Origin of the sequence: Streptomyces sp. NBC_01235 (genome assembly GCF_035989285.1) — a bacterium.
Taxonomy (GTDB): Bacteria; Actinomycetota; Actinomycetes; order Streptomycetales; family Streptomycetaceae; genus Streptomyces.
The window spans coordinates 10,460,858-10,486,614 of sequence record NZ_CP108513.1 but is presented as its reverse complement, the minus strand read 5'-3'; the positions used below and the strand labels follow the sequence as shown (position 1 = coordinate 10,486,614).

The 25,757-nt window shown below is 71.5% G+C and carries 21 protein-coding genes and 1 pseudogene; 6 read left to right on the top strand and 16 right to left on the bottom strand.

The genetic code is table 11. The features are described 5' to 3' along the window. The first annotated feature begins 2 nt into the window (after window positions 1–2). Window positions 3–2,189, top strand: coding sequence for a bifunctional serine/threonine-protein kinase/ABC transporter substrate-binding protein (locus OG289_RS47015; protein WP_327320149.1), 2,187 nt, complete (start codon window positions 3–5; stop codon window positions 2,187–2,189). A 10-nt stretch (window positions 2,190–2,199) separates the two neighbouring features. Here the strand turns inward: OG289_RS47015 and OG289_RS47010 are convergent, their stop codons facing one another. After that, window positions 2,200–5,100 (bottom strand): ATP-binding protein, encoded by a 2,901-nt coding sequence (locus OG289_RS47010; RefSeq protein ID WP_327320148.1) that lies wholly within the window; start codon window positions 5,098–5,100, stop codon window positions 2,200–2,202. An 829-nt stretch (window positions 5,101–5,929) separates the two neighbouring features. Here OG289_RS47010 and OG289_RS47005 point away from each other — a divergent pair. Next, window positions 5,930–6,400 (top strand): hypothetical protein, encoded by a 471-nt coding sequence (locus tag OG289_RS47005; RefSeq protein ID WP_327320147.1) that lies wholly within the window; start codon window positions 5,930–5,932, stop codon window positions 6,398–6,400. A 69-nt stretch (window positions 6,401–6,469) separates the two neighbouring features. On the opposite strand, the gene OG289_RS47000 is transcribed toward OG289_RS47005, so the two are convergent. From OG289_RS47000 to OG289_RS46990, 3 genes are all read right to left on the bottom strand, one after another. Then, a complete protein-coding gene (locus OG289_RS47000; protein WP_327320146.1) occupies window positions 6,470–6,946 on the bottom strand; it encodes a DUF5990 family protein in 477 nt (158 codons plus the stop codon). A 113-nt stretch (window positions 6,947–7,059) separates the two neighbouring features. Beyond that, entirely contained in the window at window positions 7,060–7,566 is a 507-nt protein-coding gene (locus tag OG289_RS46995) for a hypothetical protein (RefSeq protein ID WP_327320145.1), read from the bottom strand. 219 nt (window positions 7,567–7,785) lie between these two features. Beyond that, window positions 7,786–8,424, bottom strand: a complete 639-nt coding sequence (locus OG289_RS46990) for a TetR/AcrR family transcriptional regulator (protein ID WP_327320144.1) — start codon at window positions 8,422–8,424, stop codon at window positions 7,786–7,788. A gap of 68 nt (window positions 8,425–8,492) precedes the next feature. On the opposite strand from OG289_RS46990, the gene OG289_RS46985 reads away from it, so the two are divergent. From OG289_RS46985 to sigJ, 3 genes are all read left to right on the top strand, one after another. Then, a complete protein-coding gene (locus tag OG289_RS46985; RefSeq protein ID WP_327320143.1) occupies window positions 8,493–9,257 on the top strand; it encodes an SDR family oxidoreductase in 765 nt (254 codons plus the stop codon). Window positions 9,258–9,943: 686 nt separating this feature from the next. Further along, window positions 9,944–10,522, top strand: a complete 579-nt coding sequence (locus tag OG289_RS46980) for a carboxymuconolactone decarboxylase family protein (RefSeq protein WP_327321015.1) — start codon at window positions 9,944–9,946, stop codon at window positions 10,520–10,522. Next, window positions 10,519–11,370, top strand: coding sequence for an RNA polymerase sigma factor SigJ (sigJ, locus tag OG289_RS46975; RefSeq protein ID WP_327320142.1), 852 nt, complete (start codon window positions 10,519–10,521; stop codon window positions 11,368–11,370). Before OG289_RS46980 ends, sigJ begins: the two co-directional genes overlap by 4 nt. A gap of 156 nt (window positions 11,371–11,526) precedes the next feature. Here sigJ and OG289_RS46970 read toward each other — a convergent pair. The 8 genes and pseudogenes from OG289_RS46970 to OG289_RS46935 form a co-directional block, all read right to left on the bottom strand. Next, window positions 11,527–11,760 (bottom strand): annotated as a pseudogene (locus tag OG289_RS46970) (hypothetical protein); the annotation flags it as partial. Between the two features lie 16 nt (window positions 11,761–11,776). Continuing rightward, window positions 11,777–11,923, bottom strand: a complete 147-nt coding sequence (locus tag OG289_RS46965; protein ID WP_327320141.1) for a hypothetical protein — start codon at window positions 11,921–11,923, stop codon at window positions 11,777–11,779. Window positions 11,924–12,053: 130 nt separating this feature from the next. Then, window positions 12,054–12,731, bottom strand: coding sequence for a hypothetical protein (locus tag OG289_RS46960; RefSeq protein WP_327320140.1), 678 nt, complete (start codon window positions 12,729–12,731; stop codon window positions 12,054–12,056). Window positions 12,732–13,361: 630 nt separating this feature from the next. After that, entirely contained in the window at window positions 13,362–14,525 is a 1,164-nt protein-coding gene (locus OG289_RS46955) for a substrate-binding domain-containing protein (protein WP_327320139.1), read from the bottom strand. A 67-nt stretch (window positions 14,526–14,592) separates the two neighbouring features. After that, a complete protein-coding gene (locus OG289_RS46950; protein ID WP_327320138.1) occupies window positions 14,593–15,696 on the bottom strand; it encodes an ABC transporter permease in 1,104 nt (367 codons plus the stop codon). Continuing rightward, window positions 15,693–17,240 carry a sugar ABC transporter ATP-binding protein gene (locus tag OG289_RS46945; RefSeq protein ID WP_442819046.1) on the bottom strand — a complete coding sequence of 516 codons (1,548 nt, stop codon included), beginning with the start codon at window positions 17,238–17,240 and terminating at the stop codon, window positions 15,693–15,695. Before OG289_RS46945 ends, OG289_RS46950 begins: the two co-directional genes overlap by 4 nt. Before the next feature lie 109 nt (window positions 17,241–17,349). After that, entirely contained in the window at window positions 17,350–20,160 is a 2,811-nt protein-coding gene (locus OG289_RS46940) for a SpoIIE family protein phosphatase (protein ID WP_327320136.1), read from the bottom strand. Between the two features lie 144 nt (window positions 20,161–20,304). Continuing rightward, window positions 20,305–21,213, bottom strand: coding sequence for an SMP-30/gluconolactonase/LRE family protein (locus OG289_RS46935; protein WP_327320135.1), 909 nt, complete (start codon window positions 21,211–21,213; stop codon window positions 20,305–20,307). Window positions 21,214–21,298: 85 nt separating this feature from the next. Here OG289_RS46935 and OG289_RS46930 point away from each other — a divergent pair, with 85 nt between their 5' ends. After that, window positions 21,299–21,736 (top strand): Lrp/AsnC family transcriptional regulator, encoded by a 438-nt coding sequence (locus tag OG289_RS46930; protein WP_327321014.1) that lies wholly within the window; start codon window positions 21,299–21,301, stop codon window positions 21,734–21,736. Between the two features lie 58 nt (window positions 21,737–21,794). On the opposite strand, the gene OG289_RS46925 is transcribed toward OG289_RS46930, so the two are convergent. The 4 genes from OG289_RS46925 to OG289_RS46910 are packed head-to-tail and all read right to left on the bottom strand — an operon-like array spanning window position 21,795 to window position 25,610. Next, complete coding sequence (locus OG289_RS46925; RefSeq protein ID WP_327320134.1) at window positions 21,795–23,093, bottom strand: NAD(P)/FAD-dependent oxidoreductase; 1,299 nt, start codon at window positions 23,091–23,093, stop codon at window positions 21,795–21,797. After that, the gene (locus OG289_RS46920; protein ID WP_327320133.1) at window positions 23,090–23,896 is read right to left on the bottom strand and encodes an amino acid ABC transporter ATP-binding protein; all 807 of its coding nucleotides are present in this window, start codon (window positions 23,894–23,896) and stop codon (window positions 23,090–23,092) included. Before OG289_RS46920 ends, OG289_RS46925 begins: the two co-directional genes overlap by 4 nt. Continuing rightward, entirely contained in the window at window positions 23,893–24,657 is a 765-nt protein-coding gene (locus tag OG289_RS46915; protein ID WP_327320132.1) for an amino acid ABC transporter permease, read from the bottom strand. The genes OG289_RS46920 and OG289_RS46915 overlap by 4 nt, the downstream gene beginning before the upstream one ends. A gap of 14 nt (window positions 24,658–24,671) precedes the next feature. Beyond that, complete coding sequence (locus OG289_RS46910; protein ID WP_327320131.1) at window positions 24,672–25,610, bottom strand: substrate-binding periplasmic protein; 939 nt, start codon at window positions 25,608–25,610, stop codon at window positions 24,672–24,674. Between the last annotated feature and the right edge of the window lie 147 nt (window positions 25,611–25,757).

Here is a 25,757-nt window from a genome sequence, read left to right as displayed (position 1 = left end):
TGATGGAGCCGTTGCGCGGCGCCGACCCGGCCAGGATCGCGGGCTATCGGTTGCTGCGCCGACTGGGCGCGGGCGGCATGGGCGTGGTGTACCTGGCCCGCTCCCCCGGGGGCGCGCTCGCCGCGGTGAAGGTGATCCGCGCGGCGTACGCGGACGACGCGGGATTCCGGGCCCGTTTCCGCCGTGAGGTGGAGACGGCGGGCCGGGTCGCCAACCCCTGGGTGGTGCCGCTGCTGGCCGCGGACCCGGACGCGGAGTCTCCGTGGCTCGCCACGGCGTTCGTGCCGGGACCCTCCCTGTCGGAGGCGGTGCAGGAGTGCGGGCCGCTGCCGCACGGGACGGTCCGTGTCCTGGGGGCGCGGCTGGCCGAGGCGCTGGACGCGGTGCACGGGGCGGGTCTTGTGCACCGGGACGTCAAGCCCGGCAATGTGCTGCTCGCGGTCGACGGACCCCGGATGATCGACTTCGGTATCGCCCGGATGCCGGAGGACACCGCGCTCACCGCCAGCGGGATGGTGGTCGGCTCCCCCGGTTTCCTCTCCCCAGAACAGGCGCAGGGCAGGGGCCGGGAGATCGGGCCGGCCAGTGACGTCTTCTCGCTCGGCTGTCTGCTGGCGTACGCCGTGACGGGCGAGCGCCCCTTCGGGCACGGCTCCGCGGCCGAGATGCTGCTGCGCACGGTCCACGACGAGCCGGACCTGGACGGCGTACCGGCGCCGTTGCTGCCGCTGCTGCGGGGGTGCCTGGCGAAGGAGCCCGGCTCCCGGCCGGCCGTGGCCGCGGTTCAGCGGGCCCTGGACGGTGTCGGCGAGGGCGGGGGCTGGTTGCCGGAGTCCCTGACCCGGCTGATCGCGCGCCGTTCGGCCGCCGTGCTCGCCCTGCCGGCCGTCGAGGCGACCGAGGTGTCCGCAGCATCCGGGGCGTTGGGGGCGACGGTGGCCGACGCACCCCACGGCGACGAGACCGCCGTCGGCCCGGGAGGTGCCACGCGCCGCCGCTTCCTGGTACTGGGCTCGGTCGCCGGAGTCCTGGCGGCCGGCGGAACGGCGGCCTGGTGGACGGCGAACCGCCCCGGCGGCACCTCGGCCCAGGGAAACACAACCCGGCTCCCGCTCCTGGCAGTTGCCCTGCACGCCGACCTGAGCGGCAGCGGTCGTACGACGGGCCGCGCCCAGGAGAACGGCGTCCGGCTCGCCGTCGACCACCTCAACTCCCGTGCCGGCCGGGGCTTCGACCTGGCACTCCAGGTGCACGACGACGAAGGCGGCACGACCCGGGCGCGGCAGATCGCCCACCGGCTGGCGGCCGACGACCGGGTCCGCGCGGTGCTCGGGCCGACCACCGACGCCTGCGCGAAGGCCACCCTCGGCCTCTACCAACAGGCACGGCTCCCGATGGTCACCGTTTCGGTCGGACTCGACGAGGTGTCCCCCACCGACTACCGGGTGTACGCGGCCACCCGCCCCAATGACTCGACCCTGGTGGCGCCCGTCGTCGCGTACCTCGTCCGCACCGCCGGGGCGCGCCGAACGGTGCTGATCGACGACGCCGCCGAGGGCGACTTCAGCTGGCGTCAGTGCGCCGGTGCCGATGACGCCCTGAGGACCGGGCAGCGCACCACGGTCCGGCGCACCCTCGCCGCCGAGGACGACGCGGACGGCGACTTCCGTGCCCTCGCGAAGTCGGTGACGGACGCGAGGGCTGACGCCGTGGTGTTCGCGGGCGGGTACGCGCGGGCCGCGCGGCTGGCCCGTGCGCTGCGCTCCGCCGGCTACTCCGGTGCACGGCTGGCCACCCAGCGCGCCCTCGACCCCCGCTTCCTCACCTCGGCGGGCGACGCCGCCGAGGGCTGGGTGTTCTCCACCGCCTTCCTCGATCCGACCCGGGTGACGGCCGCGAAGTCGTTCGTCACCGCCTACCGCACGCGCTTCGGCACGGCCCCGCCCTGGCACGCCGCCGAGGCCTACGACGCGACGTTCTTCGTCGCCCGCGCCATGACCGGCGTGGGCGCCTCCGATGCCCAACGGAGCGCGATCGTGGGCCAGTTGCGCGAGACCGACTACCGGGGGATCACCAAACGGCTGCGCTACGACTCGTCCACCTACCGCTTCACGGACGCGATGTACCTGTTCCGGGCGACCGGGGGCGCTTTCCGCTGTCTCGGCGACTACCGGGACGCCACGGCCTGAGCTTCATTGTCTACGTGCGCCGGTCGAGGGCCGCACGTGTCATGAGGCCCGCCAGCGCCGAGCGGGACGACACGGAGGTCTTCCGGTAGATGGCCGACAGATGGGTCTCGACCGTACGGCGGCTGAGGTACAGCTTCGTCGCGATGGCCTGGTTGCTCAGTCCTTCGGCGACGAGTTCGGCGATCTCCCTTTCGCGTGCGGTCAGTTGGTCGAGTTCCGTGGGTGTGCGCAAGGCCGCCTCGGCCTGGGGACGCACGAGCGCGGCCAGGTCGGACAGCAGGCGCGCACCGCCGTCGTCGGCGATACGGCGGGCCCGTTCCCACATCGCGACGGCGCGCGGACCATCGCCCGCGGCCTGCGCCTGGACGGTCGCCAGCAGCAGGGAGTAGGCCTCCCAGACGCTCGCGCCGGAGGGCGCGTACACCTGCGCGGCACGCTCGAAGAGGTCAGCGGCCGCGCGGGCGTCACCGTGGTGCTGGGCGAGCGCCGCCTCGGTGCGCAGTGCCGCCCCGCGCTGACCGTGCAGCCCCATCCGGTCGGCTTCCTCGACGGCTCGCGCGGCCCAGCGCGCGGCCTGCTCGACGTCGCCGATCGCGAGGGCGGTGCTGACGAGGGTGTCCAGCTGGCCGGGGCGGATCGAGGGCTGCAACCCGAGCAGTTCGGGACCGCCCGCCGTCAGGAGGGCGTCCTGCGCACGGTGCGGGTCGCCGCTCACGAGCGCCGTGTGGCCGAGCACGCACCTGGCCAGCGACGCCCACCAGTGGCGGCTTCCGCCGGCCGCGGCGACGGCCTCCTCGGCGGTCGCCAGGGCCCTGGTGTCGCCCAGGGGGCGGCGCAGGAGAACGATCAGTGCCTTGAAGCACAGAGTGAAGGCCAGCAGATCGCTGCTGCCGATGGCTCGTGCGACGGATTCCGCCTCCTCGGCCGCTTCCAGGGCGGACGGCAGCCGACAGGTGTTGAAGTGCACGAAGGCCTTGCTGCTGAGCAGGTGGGGCAGGACGTGGACCTGGCCGCTGCGACGGGCGATGTCCAGACCGCGGTCGGCGTGGCGTTCGGCGTCGGCGTAGCGCTCCAGCAGGGCTTCCGCCCAGGCCAGCCACACCAGCGACTCGCACAGTTCGGTGAGGTTGGGGTCGGTCAGACCGTCCGCGAGTCCGGCGGCGGCATCGGCGAACCGGCGGGCCGCCGCCGTCTCCCCTTCGTAGGTCTCCCCCAACGCCCCCAGTGCCAGGGCCCCCATCTCTCCCATGAGGTCGCCGTGGGCGCGGGCCACCGCGAGCGTCCGCTCGATGTCGTCGCGTACGTCGGGGTAGGAAACGGTGTTCAGGGCGGCCATGCCCAGCGCGAGCCCCAGAGACACCGCCTGGCGGGGCTCGGGACCGGGACTGCGGACCAGTTCCCGCTGCAGCAGGGCGATCGCTTCCGGGGAGTGTCCGAGGTGCCGTTCCATCATGGCGCACAGCGCTATCGCATCCCCGCGCAGCGATGTGTCCTCGTCGTGCCCGGACCGGCTGATCAGTGTGTGGAGCAGATCGCGGCTCTCCCGCAGACTGCCGCCCACGCCGAGGGCTTTGGCGCGCGCCAGCGTCAACTCCCCACGCTGCCTTGCGTATACGGGCGTGTCCGGCATGAGCCGGAGGACGACGTCCAGCAGATGGGCGGCGGTCGCGGGCGCCGTGTGGGCGAACTGGGCGGCGGCCTCACTCAGTACGGCCGCCGACACCGGATCCCAGCCGACGAGCGACCTCTCGACGTGATGGGCCCGCTCGGCGGCGGAGGCTCCTGCCCGCGCCAGTTCGTCCGCCGCGCCGCGATGGATCTCGGCACGGCGTGGTGCGGCGGTGTTCTCGTAGACCAGTGCCCGCAGCAGCGGGTGGCGCAGCGTCCAGCGGCCGTCGGACGCCCTGCGCAGCAGATCGCGCCGGACCAGTGCATCGATGCAGTCGTCGAGGTCGTCCGCCGTGGTGTGTCCGGTCGTCAGGCTCAGCAGCGTCGCGGGCGTGGCGTCGTCGCCGAGGACCGCCACCGCTTCGACGGTGCGGCGCTGTGCCTCGGTCAGCGCGGTCAGTTCGTCCAGGAGCAGGGCTCCCAGTCCGCCCGGCACCCCGGAGGGGGTTCCGTCGTGGGGCCGGACGGTGCCGGCGCGCGACGACGCGCCGTGCCGGTAGGCGTGCAGAAGGCAGTGGAGGTAGAGCGGGTTGCCCTCGCTGGATCGATGGATCTCCTTCGCGTCGGCCGGTGGCAGGTCGCAGGCCAGCGCCTGGATCGCGTCCTGCTCGGGCAGCGGTCGCAGTGCCATGCGCAGCACGGCTCCGCTGTCGACGCCGCGGGTCAGAGCGGCGGCGAGCGAGTGCGGTGTCTGCCGTTCCCGGCGGGCCACGACCAGAAGCACCCGGCCGCCCACCGGGTGTCGGATCAAGTGGTCCAACAGCTCCAAGGACGCGGGGTCCGCCCAGTGCAGATCGTCCAGGGCCATCACCAGCCCGCTTCGTTCGCCGAGTCCGGTCAGTACTTCCGCCACCGCGCGATAGAGGCCGAATCGATCACGGTTGCCCGTGCGCGAGGCGCCCTGCGCACTGTCGGTGCCACGCAGCACCGGTGCCGCCGCCCGGGGCACGTCGTCCGAGTCGAGAAAGGCACGGTCGACGTCGGCGAAGGCGTCCGTGAACGTCTGGAACGGAGTGTGCCGCTCGTACTCCGTGGCCCTGCCGCGCAGCACGGTCAGCCCCTGCCGGCGTGCCCGCGCGCAGAGCTCGCTCAGCAGCCGGCTCTTCCCCATACCGGCGTCTGCGGCGATGTCGACGACGGTGGGAACACCGTCCTCCCCCAGACTGCCGATCGCCGAGGCGAGCCGCTCCAGTTCCTCGGATCTGCCGACCAGCATCGTCGCCGTCTCGTCAAACGCTGGCACCAGCGCATCTCCATTCCCCACCGAGCTCGCATGATCATTCCCGAGTGGTCACCTCTTCGCGACCTTCCCCGCACAACCAGGCGATACCTTCATAGAACCATCATTTCTCGGACTCACGTGACGCACGTGCCGGTTCCTGATCGCCGCAGGCTTCTGCCGACTCGGTGAAGGCCGTTGGCGGACGAGGCCCGTCGCGCCCGTCCACCGCCGCGCGGCGGGCACCCCCGAACTCCGCGGTCCACTCCCGCCGGAGCCGCACGACGTCCCCGTGGCTTCGCCCCACGAAGTCCAAGCAGGTGGAGGAGTCGGGCGTCGAACGCTCGCGCCTCGGCGCCACGCCGGACTCCGGCCGGTAGTTCGGTCGGCCGCAGCCCTCGCTCGTCGAGGCAGTGGCTTGGTCAGCGGTCCAGGTGGACGCGGTTGCGGGGGACGCGTGGGTCCGGTGATCTGGATCAGGGCGTGGGTCATGCAGTGGCCGCCGTCGAGGCCGGCCATCAGGAGGTAGTCGCCCGGGTACAGGCGGCGTTCGCGGATGAGGTGTTCGAGGCCGAGGAACCGGCCCACCCCGCGATCGTCCAGCAGTTCTCGCGCGGCAGATCCGACAGCAGGCCCGGCGCCAACCGCCCCGCCCGTAGCGGGGTCCGACCCGCGCGAACCGGCCGCGATCCGGTCCATCGCCGCCTCGAACGCCTCCCGCCATCGGGCTGGATCCATGCTGTGCCCCGCGGCCACCGTCTATCGTCGGTCCACACGACTCACGATGATCAACGGTGGTCGCACCCGTCTCCGCACCGGCCCGGGACCAGTCGACGGACCAGGAAAGCAGATCATGATCGCCACCGTCCTTGCCGTCATCGGGACGCTCCTCGGATCGATCGTCACCGGCACGTTCCAACACCTGGCTGCCGGCCGCGCCGAACGCGCAGCCGCCGCCGAGCAGTTGCGCCGCGACCGGCTCAACGCCGTGACCGCACTCGCCTCCGCCGGCTCCGACCACCGTCGGGCCTTGTGGATGCGCGGGGAGGCTCGGCTGCACGACGCCGGCAACAATGAGCTGGAAGAACTGCGAGCCAAGTCTCATATCACCCGCTCCGCCATCACCCGCCCCCTGGTTGCGCTGCGGCTCCTCGTGCCCGACCCGGCTGTCCACGCCACCGCACAGGAGATGGTCGTCGCCACCTACGACATGGCCGATGCCGCCACGAGCATCGAGGAGCTCACCGCAGCACAGGACACCGCACGGGCCGCACACGACCGCTTCATCGACGCTGCCGCCGCATACTTCAGCTCCAACACCTGACAGTTCCTCTGCCCCGCCGCCTGGAGCGGCTTGCTCCAGGCCGATGGCAAGCAGACATGAAGATCACGATCAACAGCTGGAGTCGGCGGGTTCGGCGCTCCACGTGATGTGCGGCGGTTCGACTCGTGCGCACAGGGGGCCGCCGTGCGCGTCGGACAGGCCGAGGCGTCCGACGAGCAGGCCGTCGCGTGCGGCGGCGGCGAGTACCTCGGCGGGCACGGCGTCGAGCATGAGTTTGGCGCGGCGGAACATCGTGAAGACGCCCGCCTCGTCGACCGTGCCCCAGGACAGGTAGACGAACCGGCGCCCCAGACGGTCCTGCACGTACGGGCCCTTCACCTGGGTACCGGTCGGCGAGGCGACGGCGGTGCACTCCAGGGTCCACGTCGCGGACGGGGCGTCGCCGGGCTGCGGCTCCAGGAGCTCGGCCGGCCGGTCGCGTCGTTGCACGGCGACATGGACGTTGCCGTAGGCGGGAGCGTTCCCGTCAGCGGAAGGCCGGCAGACGAGTCCGGGCAGGTCGACGGCGTCGATACGGATGCGCATACCCGCCATCATCCCCGCCCGGCGCCTCGCGGCCACGCCCGAGCGCGACACCCGGCCCCGGGGGACGCAATGCGGGCGAGCATGCGGCTGTTGTCCGCCGGAGTCAGTCCGAACTACGCGGACCGCAGGGCATCGCGCAGTCGTCGCAGATCGTCCGCGGGTCGGCTCAGGCCGTTCAGGCGCTGTCGGGCCTCCTCCGTACGAACGTCCGGGTGCACGCTGAAGGCCAGGTTCAGGGACTGGCGCACCATCCACTGGTCGTACGCCAGCAGCCGCCCTGCGTACGCCTGCGCCGCCAGCAGATCGGGTTCGGTGAGGGGTAGCTCCAGCAGTCGGGCCCGGAGACGGAGGAATGCCGAGCCCGCGCGCCCGCAGTCCTGGGCGGTCCGCCCGGCGACGGGGCCGGGCTCCCCGCACGCGGCCACTGCCGCATCAGCGGGCCGCTGAGCGGCCACCGCCTCGTCCAGCACCGCGAGCAGGGCCCGCGCCTGGGCCTGGCGCGACGGCCCGCCGGGAGCGGGACTGTGGTGCAGGCGCGCGAGGAGGCGTGCGGCACGGTGGCGCAGGGCGACGCCGGACCGCGTCACGGACCGGTCGGGCGGGCTGCTGGGTGCGGGCATGGATCCTCCTGGTCGGCGTGGCCGGCCCAGGAACCGTGAGCGCAGACGCCTCCGCGGTCACGGTGTGCCCCATCACCGGCGCACCCGCGTGCGGGGGCTGTGCTCTTCCAGTGTGCGCCTTCGCTCCCTCAGGCCGGGGCACCGGTACGCCGGTACCGCGGCGTCTTCAGCTTCCGGGCCGACGTCGGTCGCTTCAGGCGGGTGCTCGCAGGGGCGTTCTCACGCCTCCGGGCCGACGCGGTCGACGCTGTCGTCCCCGAAGGCGGCAGCAAGCGCCTTGGCGATCAGGCCGGGCAGTTCGGTCCGTCCGTCGTCCTCGGCCCAGCGCACCAACGCCGTGTGCATGGCGGCGAGACAGGCGCCTGCCGCCGCTTGGGCCTGGAACGCCGCGTCGGGGTCGGTGGCGTCGCCCCCGAGGGCGTCGACGATCGCCTGCTGAAGGGCGTAGTGATTGTCCAGGTGCCTGGCCCGCAAGGCGGGCGTCGAGATCATGAGCCGGAGGCGGGCGAGCAGGAACTGTTCGCCCGCTGCCGGGTCGTCGCCGTGGCCGCCGCTGGTCAGCGTCGCGGCCGAGTCGATGAGCGCTCCGCCGATGCGGCGGACGAGGGGCTGCGACGCGGACGACGCGGCGATCCGCTCGGCGACGAGCCGACCGTGCCGGTCGACGAGCACGAGGTCTTCCTTCGTGGGGAAGTGCCGGTACACGGTCATGGGTGACACACCTGCGGCCTCGGCGACGTCGGTCACGGTCGTGGCGTCGTATCCGCGCTCGGTGAACAGCCGTATCGCGTGCGCCTGAATCGTGCGCTGCGTCTCCGCTCGCCGTTGTGCTCGCAGTGTTGAGTGCTGGTCGGGCATGTGATAGACCCTACCGGAGTGGTAGTGACTACCAGATTGGTAGTCACTCACAATACGGGGGATGTGGCATGAGTGATCTGGCCGGCAGGACGGCTCTCGTGACCGGGGCGTCGCGCGGCATCGGGCAGGCGATCGCGGTCCGGCTTGCGGCACGGGGTGCAGTGGTCATCGTCCATTTCGGCACGGACGAGGCCGGTGCGACGGCGACGGTCGAGGCGATCGAGCGGGCGGGGGGAACCGCGCTCGCCGTGGGAGCGCGGCTGGGCGTGGACGACGACGTCGAGACGCTCTTCGCGGGAGCCGAGGCCGGTCTGGCCGGGCGGCCGCTCGACATCCTCGTCAACAACGCGGCAGCCGTGCCCGCCGGCCCGCTCGGAGTCACGACGCGCAAGGAGTTCGACCACCTCTTCGCGGTGAACGTGCGAGCGCCGTATTTCATCATCCAGCGAGCGCTGCCGCTGCTCCGCGACGGCGGCCGCATCGTCACGATCTCGTCCGTGGCGACCCGGATGGCCAACCCCGCCCAGACCTCCTTCGCCATGACGAAGGGCGCGGTCGAGACGATGAGCATGACCTTGGCCAACGAGCTCGGGGTCCGAGGAATCACGGTGAACGCGGTCGCTCCCGGCGCCACGCGGACGGCGGCCAACGGAGCGTTCTTCGAAGCACCGGGCCTGGCCGACCTCATCGCCGCGACGACGGCGCTCGATCGGCTGGGCCGGCCCGACGACGTCGCCGACGTGGTCGCGTTCCTCGCCTCCGACGCGGCACGCTGGATCACCGGGCAGGTCATCGACGCCAGCGGTGGCCTGTTCCTCGGGCCGCGCCCCTGATCGCAGGTCGTCCGCGACAACTCACCGCCGCCGAGCCGCTGCCCGAGGGGCCGGGACAGGGGTCGACCGTGCCGGTGACTGGCTGAGCGACCACGGTACTCATGGTGTCTCCTGTCGTGGAGCAGGCGTGGGACGAAGGGTGTTCGGCTCCGTGCGGGCAGGGCGAGGGGACAGTCGGGCGGGCGCGCGGTCGACAGCCGGCGGGAGCGGGGACGCGCAGGGTGTCGAAGGCCGTGCGGACGCGGGTTCGCAGCGCGTCGACGGCGCCTCGCTGAGCACGGTGGGCGGTGACGCCCGGTCAAGGGCGCGGTGGCGGAAGCGGACGGTCTGCCCGGGCCGCGCCTGTCCCAGGGGCGGACAGACCGGTGGCGGTGACCACGGCGAGGACGTCGAGGAGCACGTCGTCGGCCGCGATCACATCAACGTGGACGGCAAGTACCCCACTCCGGTGGCCAGTCACCTCGCCACGCCCTTCTCCCATCGTGCTCGACCATCCGCTCACCCTGGAACGCGCCCATCGGGGGCGAAGACGCGGCCGCCGCTTGCGGCGCCGGCTCCACGTGACGCCTGGCCGGAAACAGGTCGCCCGGATCGCTGCCCCACGCCGGTGTCACATTCGAGGGGTCGGCGGTGTCTTCATGGCAACAGGCGAACAGCCGAACAGGACCACCTACAAGGAGAACACCGTGGCGCTACGTCTCCCGAAGGCCGAGCTCCCCGCCGAGCTCGAGGACGACATGATCAAGCAGCTCGGTGCCGTGCCCGAGAACGTCGAGGTGCTGTGGCACAGCCCCGGGGTCGCCCAGGACAACTTGGAGTTCGGCGGCAAGGTGGGCGCGTGGAATGCGGCCGACCCGAGTCTCAAGTCGTTCGCCCACATGGCCGTCGCGGCACAGGTCGGCTGTAGCTGGTGCCTCGACGTCGGCTACTTCCACGCGCAGAACGAGAACCTGAACCTGGTCAAGGCGAGCCAGGTGCCGCGCTGGCGGGATTCGGAGGTGTTCACCTTGCTGGAGCGGGACGTGATGGGGTACGCCGAGGCTATGACGAACACGCCGCCGACCGTCACCGATGACCAGTACGCGAGCCTGCTCGAACGGCTCGGCCCGGCGGCGATGGTCGAGCTCACCGCGTACATCGCCTATGTCAACCTGGCGACCAGGGCCAACGTGGCGAACGGCGTCTCGTCGCAGGGCTTCTCCGAAGCCTGCGAGATTCCGCTGGCCGGGCGTCCCGGGACGTCCGACGTGGCGTCGACGGCATGATCGACGACCCCTTCGTCGTCCATCGCAGTCTGCTGTTCACGGTCGCCTACGAGATGCTCGGCTCGGGGGTTGACGCGGAGGACGTGCTGCAGGAGTCCTGGCTGCGGTGGGCCGACGTCGACCGTTCCCAGGTGCGTGACCCGCGGGCCTACCTGGTACGGATCGTCACACGACAGGCGCTCAACCGGCTGCGGACGTTGGCGCGCAGCCGCGAGGACTATGTCGGCGAGTGGCTGCCGGAACCCTTGCTGACCAGCCCCGATGTCGCCGAGGACGTCGAACTCGCGGACAGCGTCTCGATCGCGCTGCTGACCGTGCTGGAAACCCTCGGGCCCACGGAGCGGGCGGTGTTCGTGCTCCGCGAGGTCTTCGAGATGCCCTACGGCGAGATCGGCGAGGCCGTCGGGAAGTCCGCGGCCTCGGTGCGACAGATCGCGCGGCGGGCACGCGAACACGTGGCGGCCCGGCGGCCCCGGGTGCGGGTGAGCCGGTCGGAGCAGCAGACGGTGGTGGAGCGGTTCCTGGCCGCGTTGCGCACCGGGCAGGTGCAGGAGCTGATGGAGGTACTGGCGCCGGACGTGGTCCTGGTCGCCGACGGCGGCGGTCTCGCGGACGCCGCCCGGGCTCCCGTCCACGGGGCTGAACTCGTGGCGACGTTGCTCGCGCGCCCCGGCCGGGTGGTGTCGGCCGTGTGGCTCAATGGCGCGCCGGCGGGCCGGATCGAGGTCGCCGGCCAACTGGCCGCGGTGAGCCTGGTGGTGGAGAACGGGCGGGTCACCCGGATCCATGCGGTGGCGAATCCTCAGAAACTGACGCGGCTGGAGGAGCCGGCCCGGCTCGCCAGGTAGGAGCGCGACCGCGCCGAGCCGTGGGTGTTCCAGGCGGTGGGAACTGCCTGGAACACCCACGACCGCACAGTGGCCACAGGGTGACGTGCCTCGATCCAGGTGGAGGTTCGGCCCTCGAGTCGGCGGGGCTGGGCGTTTCCCTCGGCGGGCAGGTACTCACAGCTGGGGCACGAGATCAGACATCACGGCAGGCGGCAGCGACGGGTTGGCGGCCGCCGCTTCCACCACCTGCTGGTCGGCGTCGGTGAGCAGCTCACGATGACCGGCGGCGGGAGGGCCGGGTGGCCGCCGGCCATGGGCCTCGCCTGTTTGTCCGCCAAGCAGGCGAGCAGGAGCCCGGGCCGTCGCGTTCGGGTGCCGGGCGACCTCGCGGAACGCCTTCTGCGCCGGACAACGGCCCCTCGGGTCAGCGCCGCCCACGCAGCCTGCCGAGCAGGCGCTGGACCTGGGCCCGGCGCCGCGGGTCGGCCGAGGCGCGGCGGACCTGCTCCATGGTGCGCTGTCCCTGCGGGCTCCTGCTGAACCGCTTGATCTTCTCCAACATCCCTGGCACGACTGCCCTCCTGGATCGGTCGATGAACGAGGCCGGTGCAGCAAGGCCTGTGTGCAGTCCCGTCTACCCCGGCCTCGCCGCATCACCCCTGCCGTCGGAGGTGAGACCGCGCCGCACCGCTCAGGAGAACTCAGTCGTCGTTTCTGGTGTTCTCGCTCGGCAGGAACGTCTGGCGCGCCCAGAGGCTCAGCAGTGCGGTCGCGCCGACCAGCAGGGGCACCGGGTCACGGGCAGGAGGAGCCAACACATATCCCAGCGCCGTGACCGTGCAGACCGTCAGGGGAATGAACGCCGCCGCGCCCTCTATCCCCCATCGCAACGCCGGCGGGGCAGTGTCCAGGACGCTCGCCCCGCCGGGCACCCAAGGGCCGACAGCGACCACCAGCAGTCCCACGGTGTCGAAGGCGTCGACCAGCTGACAGGACATCACCTCGGGGCCGTGGGGGCCGACCGTCCACAGTCGCAGGGTGTCGCCGACCAGTGTGAGGGACAGCCCGGCGATCCCGACCCACAACGTGGCCGACTGGTCGCTCCGTACGAGACGGCGCAGGGCGAACAGAAAACTGAGGAACACGACTTCCGCGGTCCACAGGACACCGACCATCCCCGTCCCCAGCCGCCAGCCGTCACCGGCCCCCCGCAGCAGTACCCATCCCGTCATGAACACGGCTCCGGCGATGACGACCCCGTCAAGCACACGCCGCAGCACCACGTGCCGACCCGTGCCGGCGTCGGCCGCGACCACCAGACCGGCCACCCCCAGGCCGACCGTCAGCGTCACTCCGGTGACCACCACCGAAACGAGCAACGATCGCGCGTCCTGTCCCGAAGCCGGAGAGTAGGCCGACAGCACGTTGGCCGCCCCCCGGTACACACCCCCGGCCGCCGCAGAACCCCCCAACAGCAACAGACGCGTCCGCACCCGTCCGCTCGACCCCCATGCACGAAGCATCAAGGAGACCGTCAGCCCCCAGCAACCGGTGGACGGCCCGAAGGCCACCATTCGCGCCACCGCGCTCCCGGCCTCCCACGGCCCGCTGAAAGTCAGCGCTGTTCCGACGAGACACGCCACGCCCACCGCGCCCCAGGCCCACGCCCCGGTCCGACGACAGCGGCCCTCCCGGCCCCTGAGCGCGTCCGGCGACTTCCCCAATCCCGACATCAGGTGCGCCTTTCCACCGGTCCCCCGCCCGCAGGCCCTCCCCTCCGGCCTGCGGATCCATTCAGAGACCGTAAAAGACTCGCCACCGGCCCCGAACGGAACAACCGGCTCATTCACTCGTACTGCGTAAGAGAGGAGAGTTCACCGGCCCTCGGCTCTGCGCAGCCACCCCACAACCTCACCACCACCGGCGCTCCGCTGCGGGGCGCGCCACCGCACGGGGTCGGGCACGCCGACCGCCACGGGCCCACGTCGGCCAGGTCCCCGACGCCGCCGTCACTTGCCCCAGATCTTCCGGTACGCCTCCCGGTAGCCCGACGGGTCCCAGGTCGTGGCACCGGCGCTGTTGCGGGCCGTGGCGATGTGGACGGGGGCCACATACCCGCTGGCGGGACGGCTTGCGAAAGCGCGGTTGAACTCGTCGACGATCTGCCAGCCCTGCAGGGACAGCGGCTCGGGCACGGTGGCGGCTTGGTACTGCCTGTTGTTGACGCGCTGGAAGGCGGAGGGGTCGCCGTCGCCCGCGCCGATGTTGAAGGGCGGGCCGGAACCGTTCTCGCCGGCCGCGCGGAAGGCGGGGGCCGCGTCGGCGAAGTACAGGTCGTTGATGGCGACGGAGTGGGTCCACCGGTGGTGGAACCGGGCGAGGAGGGAGGAGATCTCCCGAGGGGTGCGGCTGCTCGCGTCCGGAATGGGGATGTTCTCGTAGGCGAGCAGCTCGACGCCCCGACAGGTGGCGAGCGCCTTCCTGATCAGCTCGGACTTGTTCCTGGCGAAGGGGATCGAGGAGTCGGTGATGAGCACGACCCCGGCGTGGCCGTTGGAGTGCGAGATGATCCACTGCGCGCTGATTGCGGCCACGTCCTCGACGCGGGTGGTGACGTTGGTGAAGAGCTCGGGCCGTCGGCTGGGGCCGGGCGCGGCGACCGCGTGCCAGCCGATGAGGGGGATGTGTTCCTTGTTGGCCCGCGCGACCTGCCGTGACGTCGAGTTGGGGTCGAAGCCGCCGATGACGATGCCCGAGGGCTTGAGGGCCACGGCCTCGCTCATCGCCGCCTGGATGCCGGTGGGACTGCCCCCGCCGTCGATCACCCGGATGTTCCATCCGATGACGCGCGCGGCTTCCCGCACCCCGTTCGCGGCGCCCGCGACCCCGGGATTGGTCATGGTCTGGGCGACGTAGACGATGGTCTTGCCCGACACCGCGCCGGGGCCGTTGGTCGGGCCGTCCCAGGAGACGTCGGTCTCCTCCGCCTTCGCGACGGCGGTCTCGGCCCTGGCCTGGACGGCGGGGCAGCCGCTCGGGCCCGTGGTGGACTCCCCCGGGCCGCGCGACGAGCCGCGTTCGCAGCCGACGAGGACGGTTGCCGCTGCCAGCAGGGCGCAGGAGGCGAGCCGGGCCGTGAAGACGCCGGGGATGGCTCTGCGGTTGCCGTACAAGGGAACTCCTCGCGTGGGAACGGGCGGAAGGATGCGGCCTGGACACAGGTGCTGCCCGCGGTGTGGGTCAGGGAGTGACGCCTGCCGAACCCCCGTCCTGGGTCGGGGCGGACGGCGGCCCGGCGGGCGCGGCGCGGGCCGCGACGACGCCGCTGCGCAGTCGGCGGCGGGCGGCGTATCCGGCCAGACCGACGGCGATGAGCAGGGTGCCCCCGTAGAACAGCGGGACCGTCCAGAAGTCGGCGCCGAGCTGGCCGATGCCGGTGAGGCCGACGGCGAGGACCGCGACCGCCACGACGGTGCCGATGGCGTTGGGCCGGCCGGGTTTGATCGCCGTGGAGCCGAGGAGGGCGCCGACGAAGGCGGGCAGCAGGTAGTCCAGGCCGACGCTCGGATTGCCGATCTGCTGCTGTGCCGCGAGCAGTACACCGGCGAATCCGACGATCAGCCCCGACGCGGCGAACGCGTACACGGTGTATCTGCGGGTCGGGATGCCGACGAGGTCGGCCGCACGCGGGTTGGAGCCGACGACGTAGAGGCACCGGCCGAGCGGCAGCCGCTCCAGCACCAGCCAGAGGACGACCGTGAGGGCGAGCACGTAGAAGGCGGGGACCGGAAGGCCGAGGAACGTGGAGTCGTAGAGGTCGGTGAACGCGGCCGGAAGGCCCTGCGGGCCGGGGACGATCCGGCCGCCGCCGGTGATCCAGCCGGTCACGGCGTACATCATGCTGCCGGTCCCGAGGGTGGCGATGAAGGAGTCGATCCGGCCGAACACGACGATGACACCGTTGAGGACGCCCACGAGGGCCCCTCCGACGATCACCGCGAGGCAGGCGAGCGGCCAGGGCCATCCGTCGCTCACGACGAGGTGCAGCACCGTGACGTGTGCCAGGCCGAGGCCGTAGCCGATGGAGAGGTCGAACGCGCCGGTCACGATGGGGACCATGGCGGCGAGCGCGAGGACGGCCGGGATCGCCTGGTTGGACAGGATGGAGTCGACGGTGTCCAGCGTGGGGAAGGTGCGGGGCAGGGCGAGGGAGAAGATCAGGAAGAGCAGGGCCGTGAGGGCGAGCAGTCCGTAGGAGCCGATGAGGTGTCCGCCCGGTCGGCTCGGTCGGCTCGGTCGACGCGGTCGTCCCCGGGGTGAGGAGGGGGAGGACGGGGCGGTCATGGGTTCGTCCCGGTTCCGGAGGGGGGCATGGCGGACGCGGCCCGGGTCAGCTCGGCTGCCGTGAGGTCCGCGCCGCTCAGCTCGGCCGTCACGGTCCCGCGGACGAAGACGAGGGCGCGCCGGCAGACACCCGCGACCTCCTCGAAGTCGGTGGAGATGAGCAGAACCGCGAGACCTTCGGCCAGCGCCTGGTCGAGCAGGCGGTGGATCGCGGCCTTGGCGCCCACGTCGACGCTCGCGGTCGGCTCCTCGAGGATCAGCAGGCTCAGGCCCGTCCGGAGCCAGCGGCCGATCATGACTTTCTGCTGGTTGCCTCCGGAGAGGACGGCGATGGGGGCCTCGCTGTCTCGGGGACGCACCGCGAACCGTTCGATCAGGGTGGCGGTCTCGGCGCGTTCGCGGCGGGGGCTGATCCAGCGCGGCGCCGACCGGCCTCCCGCGCGGGGATTGGCCAGGAGGTTCTCCCGCACGGACAGCTCGGCGAGACAGCCCTCCCGCAGTCTGTCGCCGGGCACGAGGCCGACACCGAGTCCGACGGCGTCGGCGACCGTGCGAGGGCGGTACGGCCGGCCGTGGAGAAGGGCCCGCCCGTCGAGAAGGGGGCGGGAACCCGCGAGGGCCCGGCCCAGTTCGGTGTGCCCGGCGCCCGTGAGACCGACCAGGCCCAGGACTTCCCCGGCCCGGAGTTCCAGGCTGACCGGGCCCGCGCCGGTGGTCCGTACACCGTCCAGGGTCAGGACGGCCGCCCCGTCGGCCGGAGCCGTGGCGGGACGGTGGGCGGTCAGCTCCTCGCCGACGATGTCGTGCACCAGACGGGCGGGACTGTGGGCTGCCAGTGCGCCGTGGCTGACGAGGCGGCCGTCGCGCAGCACGGCGAAGCTGTCGGCGACCTCGTACACCTCGTCCAGACGGTGGCTGACGTAGAGGATGCCGTGCCCCAGGTCGCGCAGGGCGTGCAGGACGCGGAACAGCTGGGCGCAGTCCGCGGCCGGGAGGCGGGCGGTCGGCTCGTCGAGAACGATGAGCTTCGCGCGTGCCGCGAGGGCTCTGGCGATCGCGACCAGCGAACGCTCGGCGGAGGCGAGGCCGGCGATCGGCGTGTCGGGGTCCAGATGTCCGGCGACGATCCGCAGGGCGTCGACGCAGCCCTCGCGGGTCAGCCGCCAGGAGATGAGCCCGGCGCGGCGCGGATACCCGGTGCTGAGGGCGATGTTCTCGGCGACCGTCATCCACTCCACCAGACCGAGGTCCTGATGGATGAAGGACATGGTGCGGGAGGCGGCATGACTTCCGAGCGGGTGCCCGTCGACCGTGATCTGTCCCGCGTCGGCGTGGTGGACACCGGCGAGCACCTTGATGAGCGTGGACTTTCCGGCACCGTTGGGCCCGAGGAGGGCAAGGACCCGGCCGGCGTGGACGTCGAGGTCGACCCCGGCCAGCGCGAGGGTCCCACCGAACCGCTTGACGAGCCCGCGGATGCGGACCAGGGGTTCCGCCTCGTAGGGGTGACCCGCCTCCACGGACGTGTCGGGAGCGTCGTGCACGGACATCTCCGGGGGTCGGCCTGGCGAGTTCTTCCCGACGTGCAGGGGGAATACTAGCGAGATCTATTGTGATCAATCGGTATCAACCATGCCATTTCACGCATTGTCTTCATGTGCCGGCGAGTTCGCATTCGGCCCAGATGACCTTGCCCTCCGAGAGATGGCGCGTACCCCAGGTCCGCGACAGCTGCGCGACGAGGAACAGGCCACGTCCGCCCTCGTCGGTGCTGGCCGCCCGACGCAGATGCGGGGCGGTGTTGCTGGTGTCGGAGACCTCGCAGATCAGGGTGCGGTCGTGCAGCATCCGCACCCTGATGGGCCCGGAACCGTGCCGGATGGCATTGGTGACCAGCTCGCTCAGTATCAGTTCCGCGGCGAACGCGGCCTCGTCGAGTCCCCAGTCGGCCAGTTGCCGGAGCGCGGACGCACGGACCTCGCCGACTCGGGCCGGGTCGGGGGGCAGTTCCCAGGTGGCGATCCGTCGGGGGTCCAGGGCGTGGGTGCGGGCGACGAGCAGGGCTATGTCGTCGCACGGGTGGGCGGGGGCCACGGTGTCCAGGATCGCCTGACAGGTTTCCTCGGGTGTGCGCTGCGGATGGTGGGCCAGGGCTCCGCGCAGCTGGTCGAGGGCCACGTCGACGTCGCGGTGCCGGTCCTCGATGAGTCCGTCGGTGTAGAGGACCAGCTGACTGTCCTCGGGGAGGTCGATCTCGACGGCGTCGAAGGGCAGCCCGCCGAGGCCGAGAGGGGGCCCGGCCGGCAGGTCGGGATAGAACACGCTGCCGTCGGGGCGGACCAGCGCGGGCGGCGGATGGCCGGCGCGGGCCATGACGCACCGCTGCGAGGTCGGGTCGTAGATGGCGTACAGGCAGGTCGCGCCGATGATGCCGGCGCCCTCGCCGTCGGGGTCCTCCCGGTCCAGGCGCCCCACCAGGTTGTCGAGGTGGATGAGTACCTCGTCCGGGGGGAAGTCGAGTTCGGCGAAGCTGCGTGCGGCGGTGCGCAGCCGTCCCATGGTGGCGGCGGAGAGCATGCCGTGCCCGACGACGTCGCCGACCAGGAGGCCGATGCGGGCGCCGGAGAGCGGGATGACGTCGTACCAGTCTCCGCCCACGTCGGATTCGGCGGGCAGGTAGCGGTGGGCGACCTCGACGGCTTCCTGATCGGGCAGCCCGTGCGGGAGCAGTCTGCGCTGCAGGGCCAGGACCATGGTGCGTTCGTGCGTGTAGCGCCGGGCGTTGTCGATGGACAGGGCGGCGCGGGCGGCCAGTTCCTGGGCCAGCGAACGGTCGTCGTCCCCGAAGGGGGCGGGATCCTGGGCGCGGTAGAAGCTCGCGATGCCCAGGACGACACCGCGGGCGACAAGGGGTACCGCGATGAGGGAATGCACATGGGCCAGCAGCTGGTCGGTGTGCTCGGGGTCCTGGGCGAGCCAGCCCGCGGAGATCGTCAGGTCGGGTTCCAGCACCGCGTGTCCGCCGGTCAGACAGCGCAGCTGGGGCGCGGTCGGGCCGAAGTCCATCCGCTCGCCGACGGGGCTGAAGGGGAGGCCGTCGCGGATGCCGTGGACCACCGTACGGCGCAGGTCGCCCAGAGGGTCGGCGGACTCCTCGCCCCGTATTACGGCCTCGGGCAGGTCGACGGTGACGAAGTCGGCCAGGCGTGGGACGGCCGTCTCGGCGAGTTCCTCGGCGGTTCGGCGCACGTCCAGGGTGGTGCCTATGCGGGCGCTGGCCTCGGACAGCAGCTCCAGACGTCGTCGCGCGGCCAGGGCGTACGCCCCCACCTGCGGCTCCCCGACCAGTACGAGTCCTCTGGCCGCGGGCGGCGGTTCGGCAGCCGCGTCCGTCGCACCGCCGGTGCCGTCGGCCGTGAGCCCCTTGCCTCCGACGGAGAGTCGCGCGAGCCGCGAAACGGCGATGCCGACGGCGGGATGGGCGGCAAGGCCGGGCAGTTCTTCGACCTGGTACGGGACGGCCGGCGGTTCTCCTGGGGGGACTCCGGGGAGGACTGCCTCGATGGCGAAGCCCTCCGCCCCGGAGGCGCTCGTCACCGGACGGCTCACGAGCGTGATCCGCCGGCCGCCGGGCAGGGGCACGTCGACGGCGGCACACTGCGCACGGGAGAGCAACTCGGCGGCCTCCTCCATGAGGATCGCCTGATCATGGGGGCGCAGCTCGAGGGCAGGCTCGTCCACCGCGATGCCGCGGTGAGGTCCGGCGGCGGATTCGGCTCCGGTGGCCAGGTACGCCCGCAACAAGGCGCGCTCACGCGCGGAACTCTGCCCCAACAGCCTCCGCTCCATGGCCCGGGCCGCCTTGCGGATCACGGCGCTCAGCGCCGGGGTCTCGAAGCTGCGTGGATAGCCGAAACACAGGACACCCTCGATGCGTCCGCTGAGCGGGTCGCGCACGGGAAGCGCGACGCAGGCGTTTTGCTGGGAGCGCTCCGCGAAGTGCTCGGCGCCGTAGACGCGGATGTGTTGCCGCTCGGCCAGGGCGAGGCCGATGCCGTTCGTACCGGCGAACTGCTCGGCGAACACGAAGCCCGGCACTCTCTGGATCGCCGGAAGGCTTCTGACCAGCGACGGCTCACCGAAACGGCGTAGAAGGACCACCCCACGCGCGTCGGCGACGGAGATGTTGATCTCGCTGCCGGAGAACGTGGACTGCAGTCGGTCGAGCACGGGCACGGCCGCGCGGACGATCCGGCCGTCCGGGTCGAAGTCGTCCCGGAAAGGAAGATCGGACTGGTCCGGCGAGAGCCCCAGGGAGCGGCAGCGCTGCCATGAGTCCAGGATCGACGCTCGCACACCCCGCTCGACCGGCTCACCCTGCAGGAACCGCTCACGGAAACGAGCGGGCCCCGTGCCGTCCGTCGCACGCCCCGTCGGTATCGACTCCCTGCCAGGCCTCACCACGCTTCGCCTCACCCGCATCCGCGATACGTCACTCTTCGCAAATAATCTGACATTGACGAGGATACGGACATAACGAGCGCGAGTCATGGTTCGCCGGGGCCCTCACGCGTGGTGACCGGACGGGAGTCGGTCGTCACCCGCGGTCTAGAGGCGCGGCGCCCCGGTCACCGACATCACCAGCGAGTACAGGCAGGTGGTGGCCGTGATGAAGAGGCGGTTGTTCTTCGGGCCGCCGAAGGCGATGTTGGAGACGCGCTCGGGCACGCGCAGCCGGCCGATCAGGGTGCCGTCGGGGTCGTAGCAGTGGACGCCGTCGTCCAGGGCGGCGGCCCACAGACGGCCCTCGTCGTCGAAGCGGATGTTGTCGAAGTGGACGTCGCCCCGACCCTCGGCGAAGACCTTCCCGTCGGAGAGTGTGCCGTCCTCGCGGATGTCGTGCACATGGATCCGGGCGGCCCGCGAGTCGGAGACGTACAGACGCTTGCCGTCAGGGGACAGGATGACGCCGTTGGGTCCCTCGAACCCGTCGGCGGCGAGGTGCACGTCCCCCGTCGCGGGGTCGATCCGGTACACGTTGCACGCGCCGATCTCGGACTCGGCGCGATGGCCCTCGTAGTCGCTGACGATGCCGAAGTCCGGGTCGGAGAACCAGATCGTGCCGTCGGGGCCCACGACGGAGTCGTTCGGACTGTTGAGACGCTTGCCGTCGTACCGATCGGCGAGGACGGTCACGGTCCCGTCCGGCTCGGTACGGGTGACGCGGCGGTTGCCCTGCTCGCAGGTGACCAGGCGGCCCTGCCGGTCGAGGGTGTTGCCGTTGCTGTAGCCGGCCGGGGTGCGGAAGACGCCGACCGCGCCGGTGGCCTCGTCCCAGCGCAGGATGCGGTCGTTGGGGATGTCGCTCCACAGCAACTGGCGCCAGGCGGGGAGGTACAGCGGCCCCTCGGCCCAGCGGCATCCGTCGTACAGGACCTCCAACCGGCTGTCGCCGTTCGCACAGCGTCCGGTACGGAAGCGGTCGTCCAGGATCTCGTACAGGCCGTCGGCGGACATGGCGTCCTCCCAAGAGGTGGGGACAGGATTTCGTTCAACGTAACACGCAGTTGACCGAACCAGGTATGGTTTGCACATGAAGTCAGTGGATGACATCGACCGTCGGCTGATCGCCCTGCTCCAGCGTGACGCCACCCGGTCGTACGCCGCTCTGGGCAGGGCGGTCGGCCTGTCGGCGGGCGCCGCGCACGAGCGCGTGCGCAAGCTGCGCGAACAAGGGGTCATCCGGGCCACGACGGTCGACGTCGACCCCGCCGCGCTCGACCGCGGGGTCCTCGCCTTCGTGCTGGTCGACTCGACGGTGTGGATGGGCGACCGGGCCGAGGACTTCGCCGCCGTCCCGGAGATACAGGAGGCGCACGTCATCGCGGGCAGCGCGAGCGTCCTGGTCAAGGTGCGCACCGCGACCACGGAGCGGCTCCAGGACGTGCTGCGCCGCCTGTACACGATCGACGGGGTCAGCGGGACACAGGCAACGGTGGTCCTGGAGACGTTCTTCGAACGTCCGTTGAACGCCGGTTAGGCCGTTGCTGTCGGAGTGTTCCGCATCAGCCGACAGCCCTCGGCACCTTCTTTCGCGCCTACGACCGCACCTGACGCCGGAGCCGTTCGAAGCGGAAGGGCGCCAGGGCCTCGGGCCGGTCGCCGGTGCGGACGTACTCGGCGAGTCTGTGCCCGGTGACCGGGCCCAGCGTGACGCCCAGCATGCCGTGGCCGGTGGCCGCGAAGACGTTGTCGTGTCCCGGGACACGGTCGATCACCGGGAGTCCGTCGGGGAGGAACGGCCGCCCGCCCACCCAGGGGTCCCGGATCAGGCCGACCAGATCGTCCGGATCGTCGAACCAGCGGCCCAGATAGTGCCGGCTGGCGAGGGCGACGGCGACGACACGGCGCCAGTCGAGGCGGTTGTTGTTGCCGCTCAGCTCCATCGTGCCGCCGATCCGCGTGGTGCCGCCGATCGGTGAGGCGACGGCCCTGCGCTCGCCGAAGTACAGCGTGTGCCGGGGCGCCGGATCCAGGTCCACGGAGAAGCTGTAGCCCTTGCCCGCCTGGAGCGGCAGCGACTGGCCCAGGGAGCGCAGCAGCCCCGGGGAGCGCATTCCGGCGGCGATGACGACGGCCCCGCAGGGAATCTCACCCTGCGTCGTACGCAGCGCGGCGACCCCGCCGCCCCCGGACCGGAACCCGGTGGCCTCGGCGTTCTCGTGGACCTTCACCCCCTGGGCGGCGAGTGCCTCTCCGAGCGCCCGGGCGAACGCCTCCGGGTCGACGACGCCTTCTCCCTCGACGAGGTACGCCGCACGTACCCGGGGCGACAGCGCCTCGTCCAGCAGATGCGCCTCGGGTCCCGTGGTGACGTCGACGGGCATCGGGTAGTGGCCGTCCGCCATCTCCCGCTGGATCGCGAGGTGGTGACTGGCCTCGGCTTCCGACAGGAAGGCGTGCACCATGCCGGGCCGGGTCAGCGTCGTGTCGACCCCGGCTTCGCGCAGACCGTCGAAGAGGCCGAAGGTGTCGCGGTTCAGTTCGGCGATGGCCGCGTACCCGCTCCGGAAGGCGGCCGGAGTGCTGCTGCGCCAGAACCGCCACAGCCATCGTACGAACGCGGGATCCGGAAGGGGCCGGAGATAGAGCGGCGAGTCCGGGCGGCCCAGCGAGCGCAGGGCGTATCTCACAACTCCCGGGGCCGGTACGGGTGTTGAATGACTGAGGCAGACCCAGCCGGCGTTGCCCCGGGACGCCCCGGAGCCGAGGCCGCGCCGTTCGACGATCTCCACCGGAATACCGGCCGCCGCCAGGTAGTACGCCGTACAGAGCCCCACGACTCCGCCGCCGACGACCACGACGGGTCCCGCGCCGACCACGGGAGCACGGGTCATGACGCGGATCCGTACGAGGCGAGGAACTCCCGGGTCCGGGCCTGCGCGGGATGGTCGAGGACGTCCTCGGGCCTCCCCTCCTCCACGATGCGTCCGCCGTCGACGAAGACGACGTGGTCGGACACCTCGCGGGCGAAGGGCAGTTCGTGGGTGACCAGCAGCATCGTCATTCCGTCCGCGGCGAGTTCCCGCATCACGCTCAGTACCTCGCGGGTGGCCTCCGGATCGAGGGAGGACGTGGGTTCGTCGAAGAGCAGCACCTCGGGCTTCAGGGCGAGAGCCCGTGCGATGGCGACCCGCTGCTGCTCGCCGCCGGAGAGCTGGTCGGGCTGCGCGAGGCCGCGGTGGGCCACCCCGACCCGGCGCAGCAGTGTGACGGCCCGCTCCAGCGCCTCCTGCTCGGGCACGCCCGCCTTGCGTTGGGCCAGCACGACGTTCTCCACGGCCGTGAGATGCGGGAACAGGTTGAAGCGCTGGAAGACCATGCCCACGGTGCGGCGCAGCCGGGGCAGGTCGCGGCAGACCAGTCGGCCGCCGCTGTGCACCACCTCTCCGGCGACCTCGACCGTGCCCCGGTCCGGGCGTTCCAGCAGGTTGACGCAGCGCATCAGGGTCGTCTTCCCGCCGCCGCTCTGCCCGATGACGCTCACGATGCGGCCGCGGTCGACCTCGAGGTGTACGTCGTCGAGCACCAGGCGCCCGTCGAAGGCCTTGCTGAGGCCTTCGATCCGTACGACGGCTTCGGCGGGCGTCTGCCCGCCCGTCCCGGCCGGGGCTTTCGCTGTGGTGACGGGCTCGGTCATGCCGTCTCCTTCACTCGGACGTCCACGCCGGTGTCCCCGGCGAGCAGTGCGCGTGCGGCCCGCACCCGGCGTCGTCGCCACGGAGACAGGGGCACACCCGCCCGCACCTTCCGCTCCAGCAGCAGAAGGAGCTGGGAGAGCGGGTAGCACAGGGCGAAGTAGACGGCCGAGATGACCAGGTACACCTCCAGCGCCCGGAAGGTGGCCGAGGTGATGAGCCGCCCCTCCGACATGAGCTCGGCGGCTGAGACGGTGACCAGCAGCGAGGTGGATTTCAGCAGGTCGACCAGCATCGTGTTGGTGCCGGGCAGCGCCTGCCGGAGTGCCTGCGGCAGGATGACGTGGCCGAAGATGCCCACCTTGCCGAGGCCCAGCGCCTCTCCCGCCTCGGTCTGTCCCGCGTGCACCCCGCTGATCGCGGAGCGGAAGATCTCGGACAGGTAGGCGGCGTAGAAGACGACGAGGCTGAGGCAACCGGCCGTGAACACGTCCAGCCGGATCCCGGCCGAGGCCAGGCCGAAGTACGTCAGGAAGATGATGGCCAGCAGCGGGACGTTCTTGAACACCTCGGTGTAGACGGCCGCGACGGCGCGCGCCGGCCATGCCCTGCTCAGCCTGAGCAACGCCACGGCCAGGCCGAGGACCACCGCGCCGGCGAAGCTCACCACCGTGTACGAGACGGTGCGCCCGAGCGCGTCGAGCAGGTCGGGCCGGTAGTCGGACCAGGGGACTTGGAAGAGACCGGACGCCATGTCGTTCATCACCGCTTCTCCCCTCACTGCGATGCCGCGACGGACGGCGCAGTCCAGTTCTCGGGCCGGTCCACGCCCCGGCGCGCGGTGGCGACATCGGCGGCGGGCTCGAGGAACTGCTCGGGGTCACCGCCGTACTTCTTGACGAGCTTCGCCATCTCGCCGTTCGCGTACATGGCGTCGATCTGCGCGGAGATGGCCTGCTCCAGCTTGGTGGCCTTCTTGGGCAGGTAGAAGCCGGTCTGGTACGGCTGGAAGTATGCGTAGGCGGGCTTCGCCTTGACCTGTGCGGCGGTCGGCGGCGTCAGATACTCCGTCTTGATCTTCAGTTCGGGCCGTTCCTTCTGCGCCGCGATGATGAGGAGCGGGTCGAGGAACCCGACGTCGACCCGGCCGGCGCCGAGGTCGTCGAACACGCCGTTGGCGTCGGGGTAGGCGTGCAGCTCGGCGCCGGGCACGGACTGGATGGACTTGACCCAGACGTAGCCTTCGACCGTCCCGAGGTCCAGCCCCTTGAGATCGTCGACCGTCCGGTACGTCTTCCCGGACCGGACGGCCATCGCCGGCGGCGAGTAGTAGGGGGGATCCGTGAACAGCCCCTGCTTCTGCCGGTCGGCGGACCAGGCAACGCCGCCGATGGTGATGTCCACCCGGCGGGACTGCACCCCGGCGAGCATCCCGGCGAAATCGGTCACCTCGGGCTCGACCTGGAGGCCCAGCTGCTTGGCCGCGTAGTTGAGGATGTCTCCGTCCAGGCCGACGATCTTGTCACCCTTGACGCTGGTGTAGGGGGCGTACGGCTGGACGGCCACCTTGATCACGCCGGGCGTGAGCGTGCCCAGCGCGGCGGTCTTCGCGGACACGTTCTTCGGAGCGTCGTCGCCGCCCGAACCGCAGGCGGCGACTGTCGATATCAGGAGAACCGCCGACAAGGCGGAGAGAAGCGAACGCACACGGGTCATCGGCTTGGGCCTTCCGGAACGGCGCTGAAGGAACCCGCCCGTTCACTACGATGTGCCCCCGGCGGGGATGTGATGGGCCCATACGCTATGGACAGGCCCGCTGCACGTCACCGGTCACTTCGTACGAACTTGTGGCTGAAATCGCTC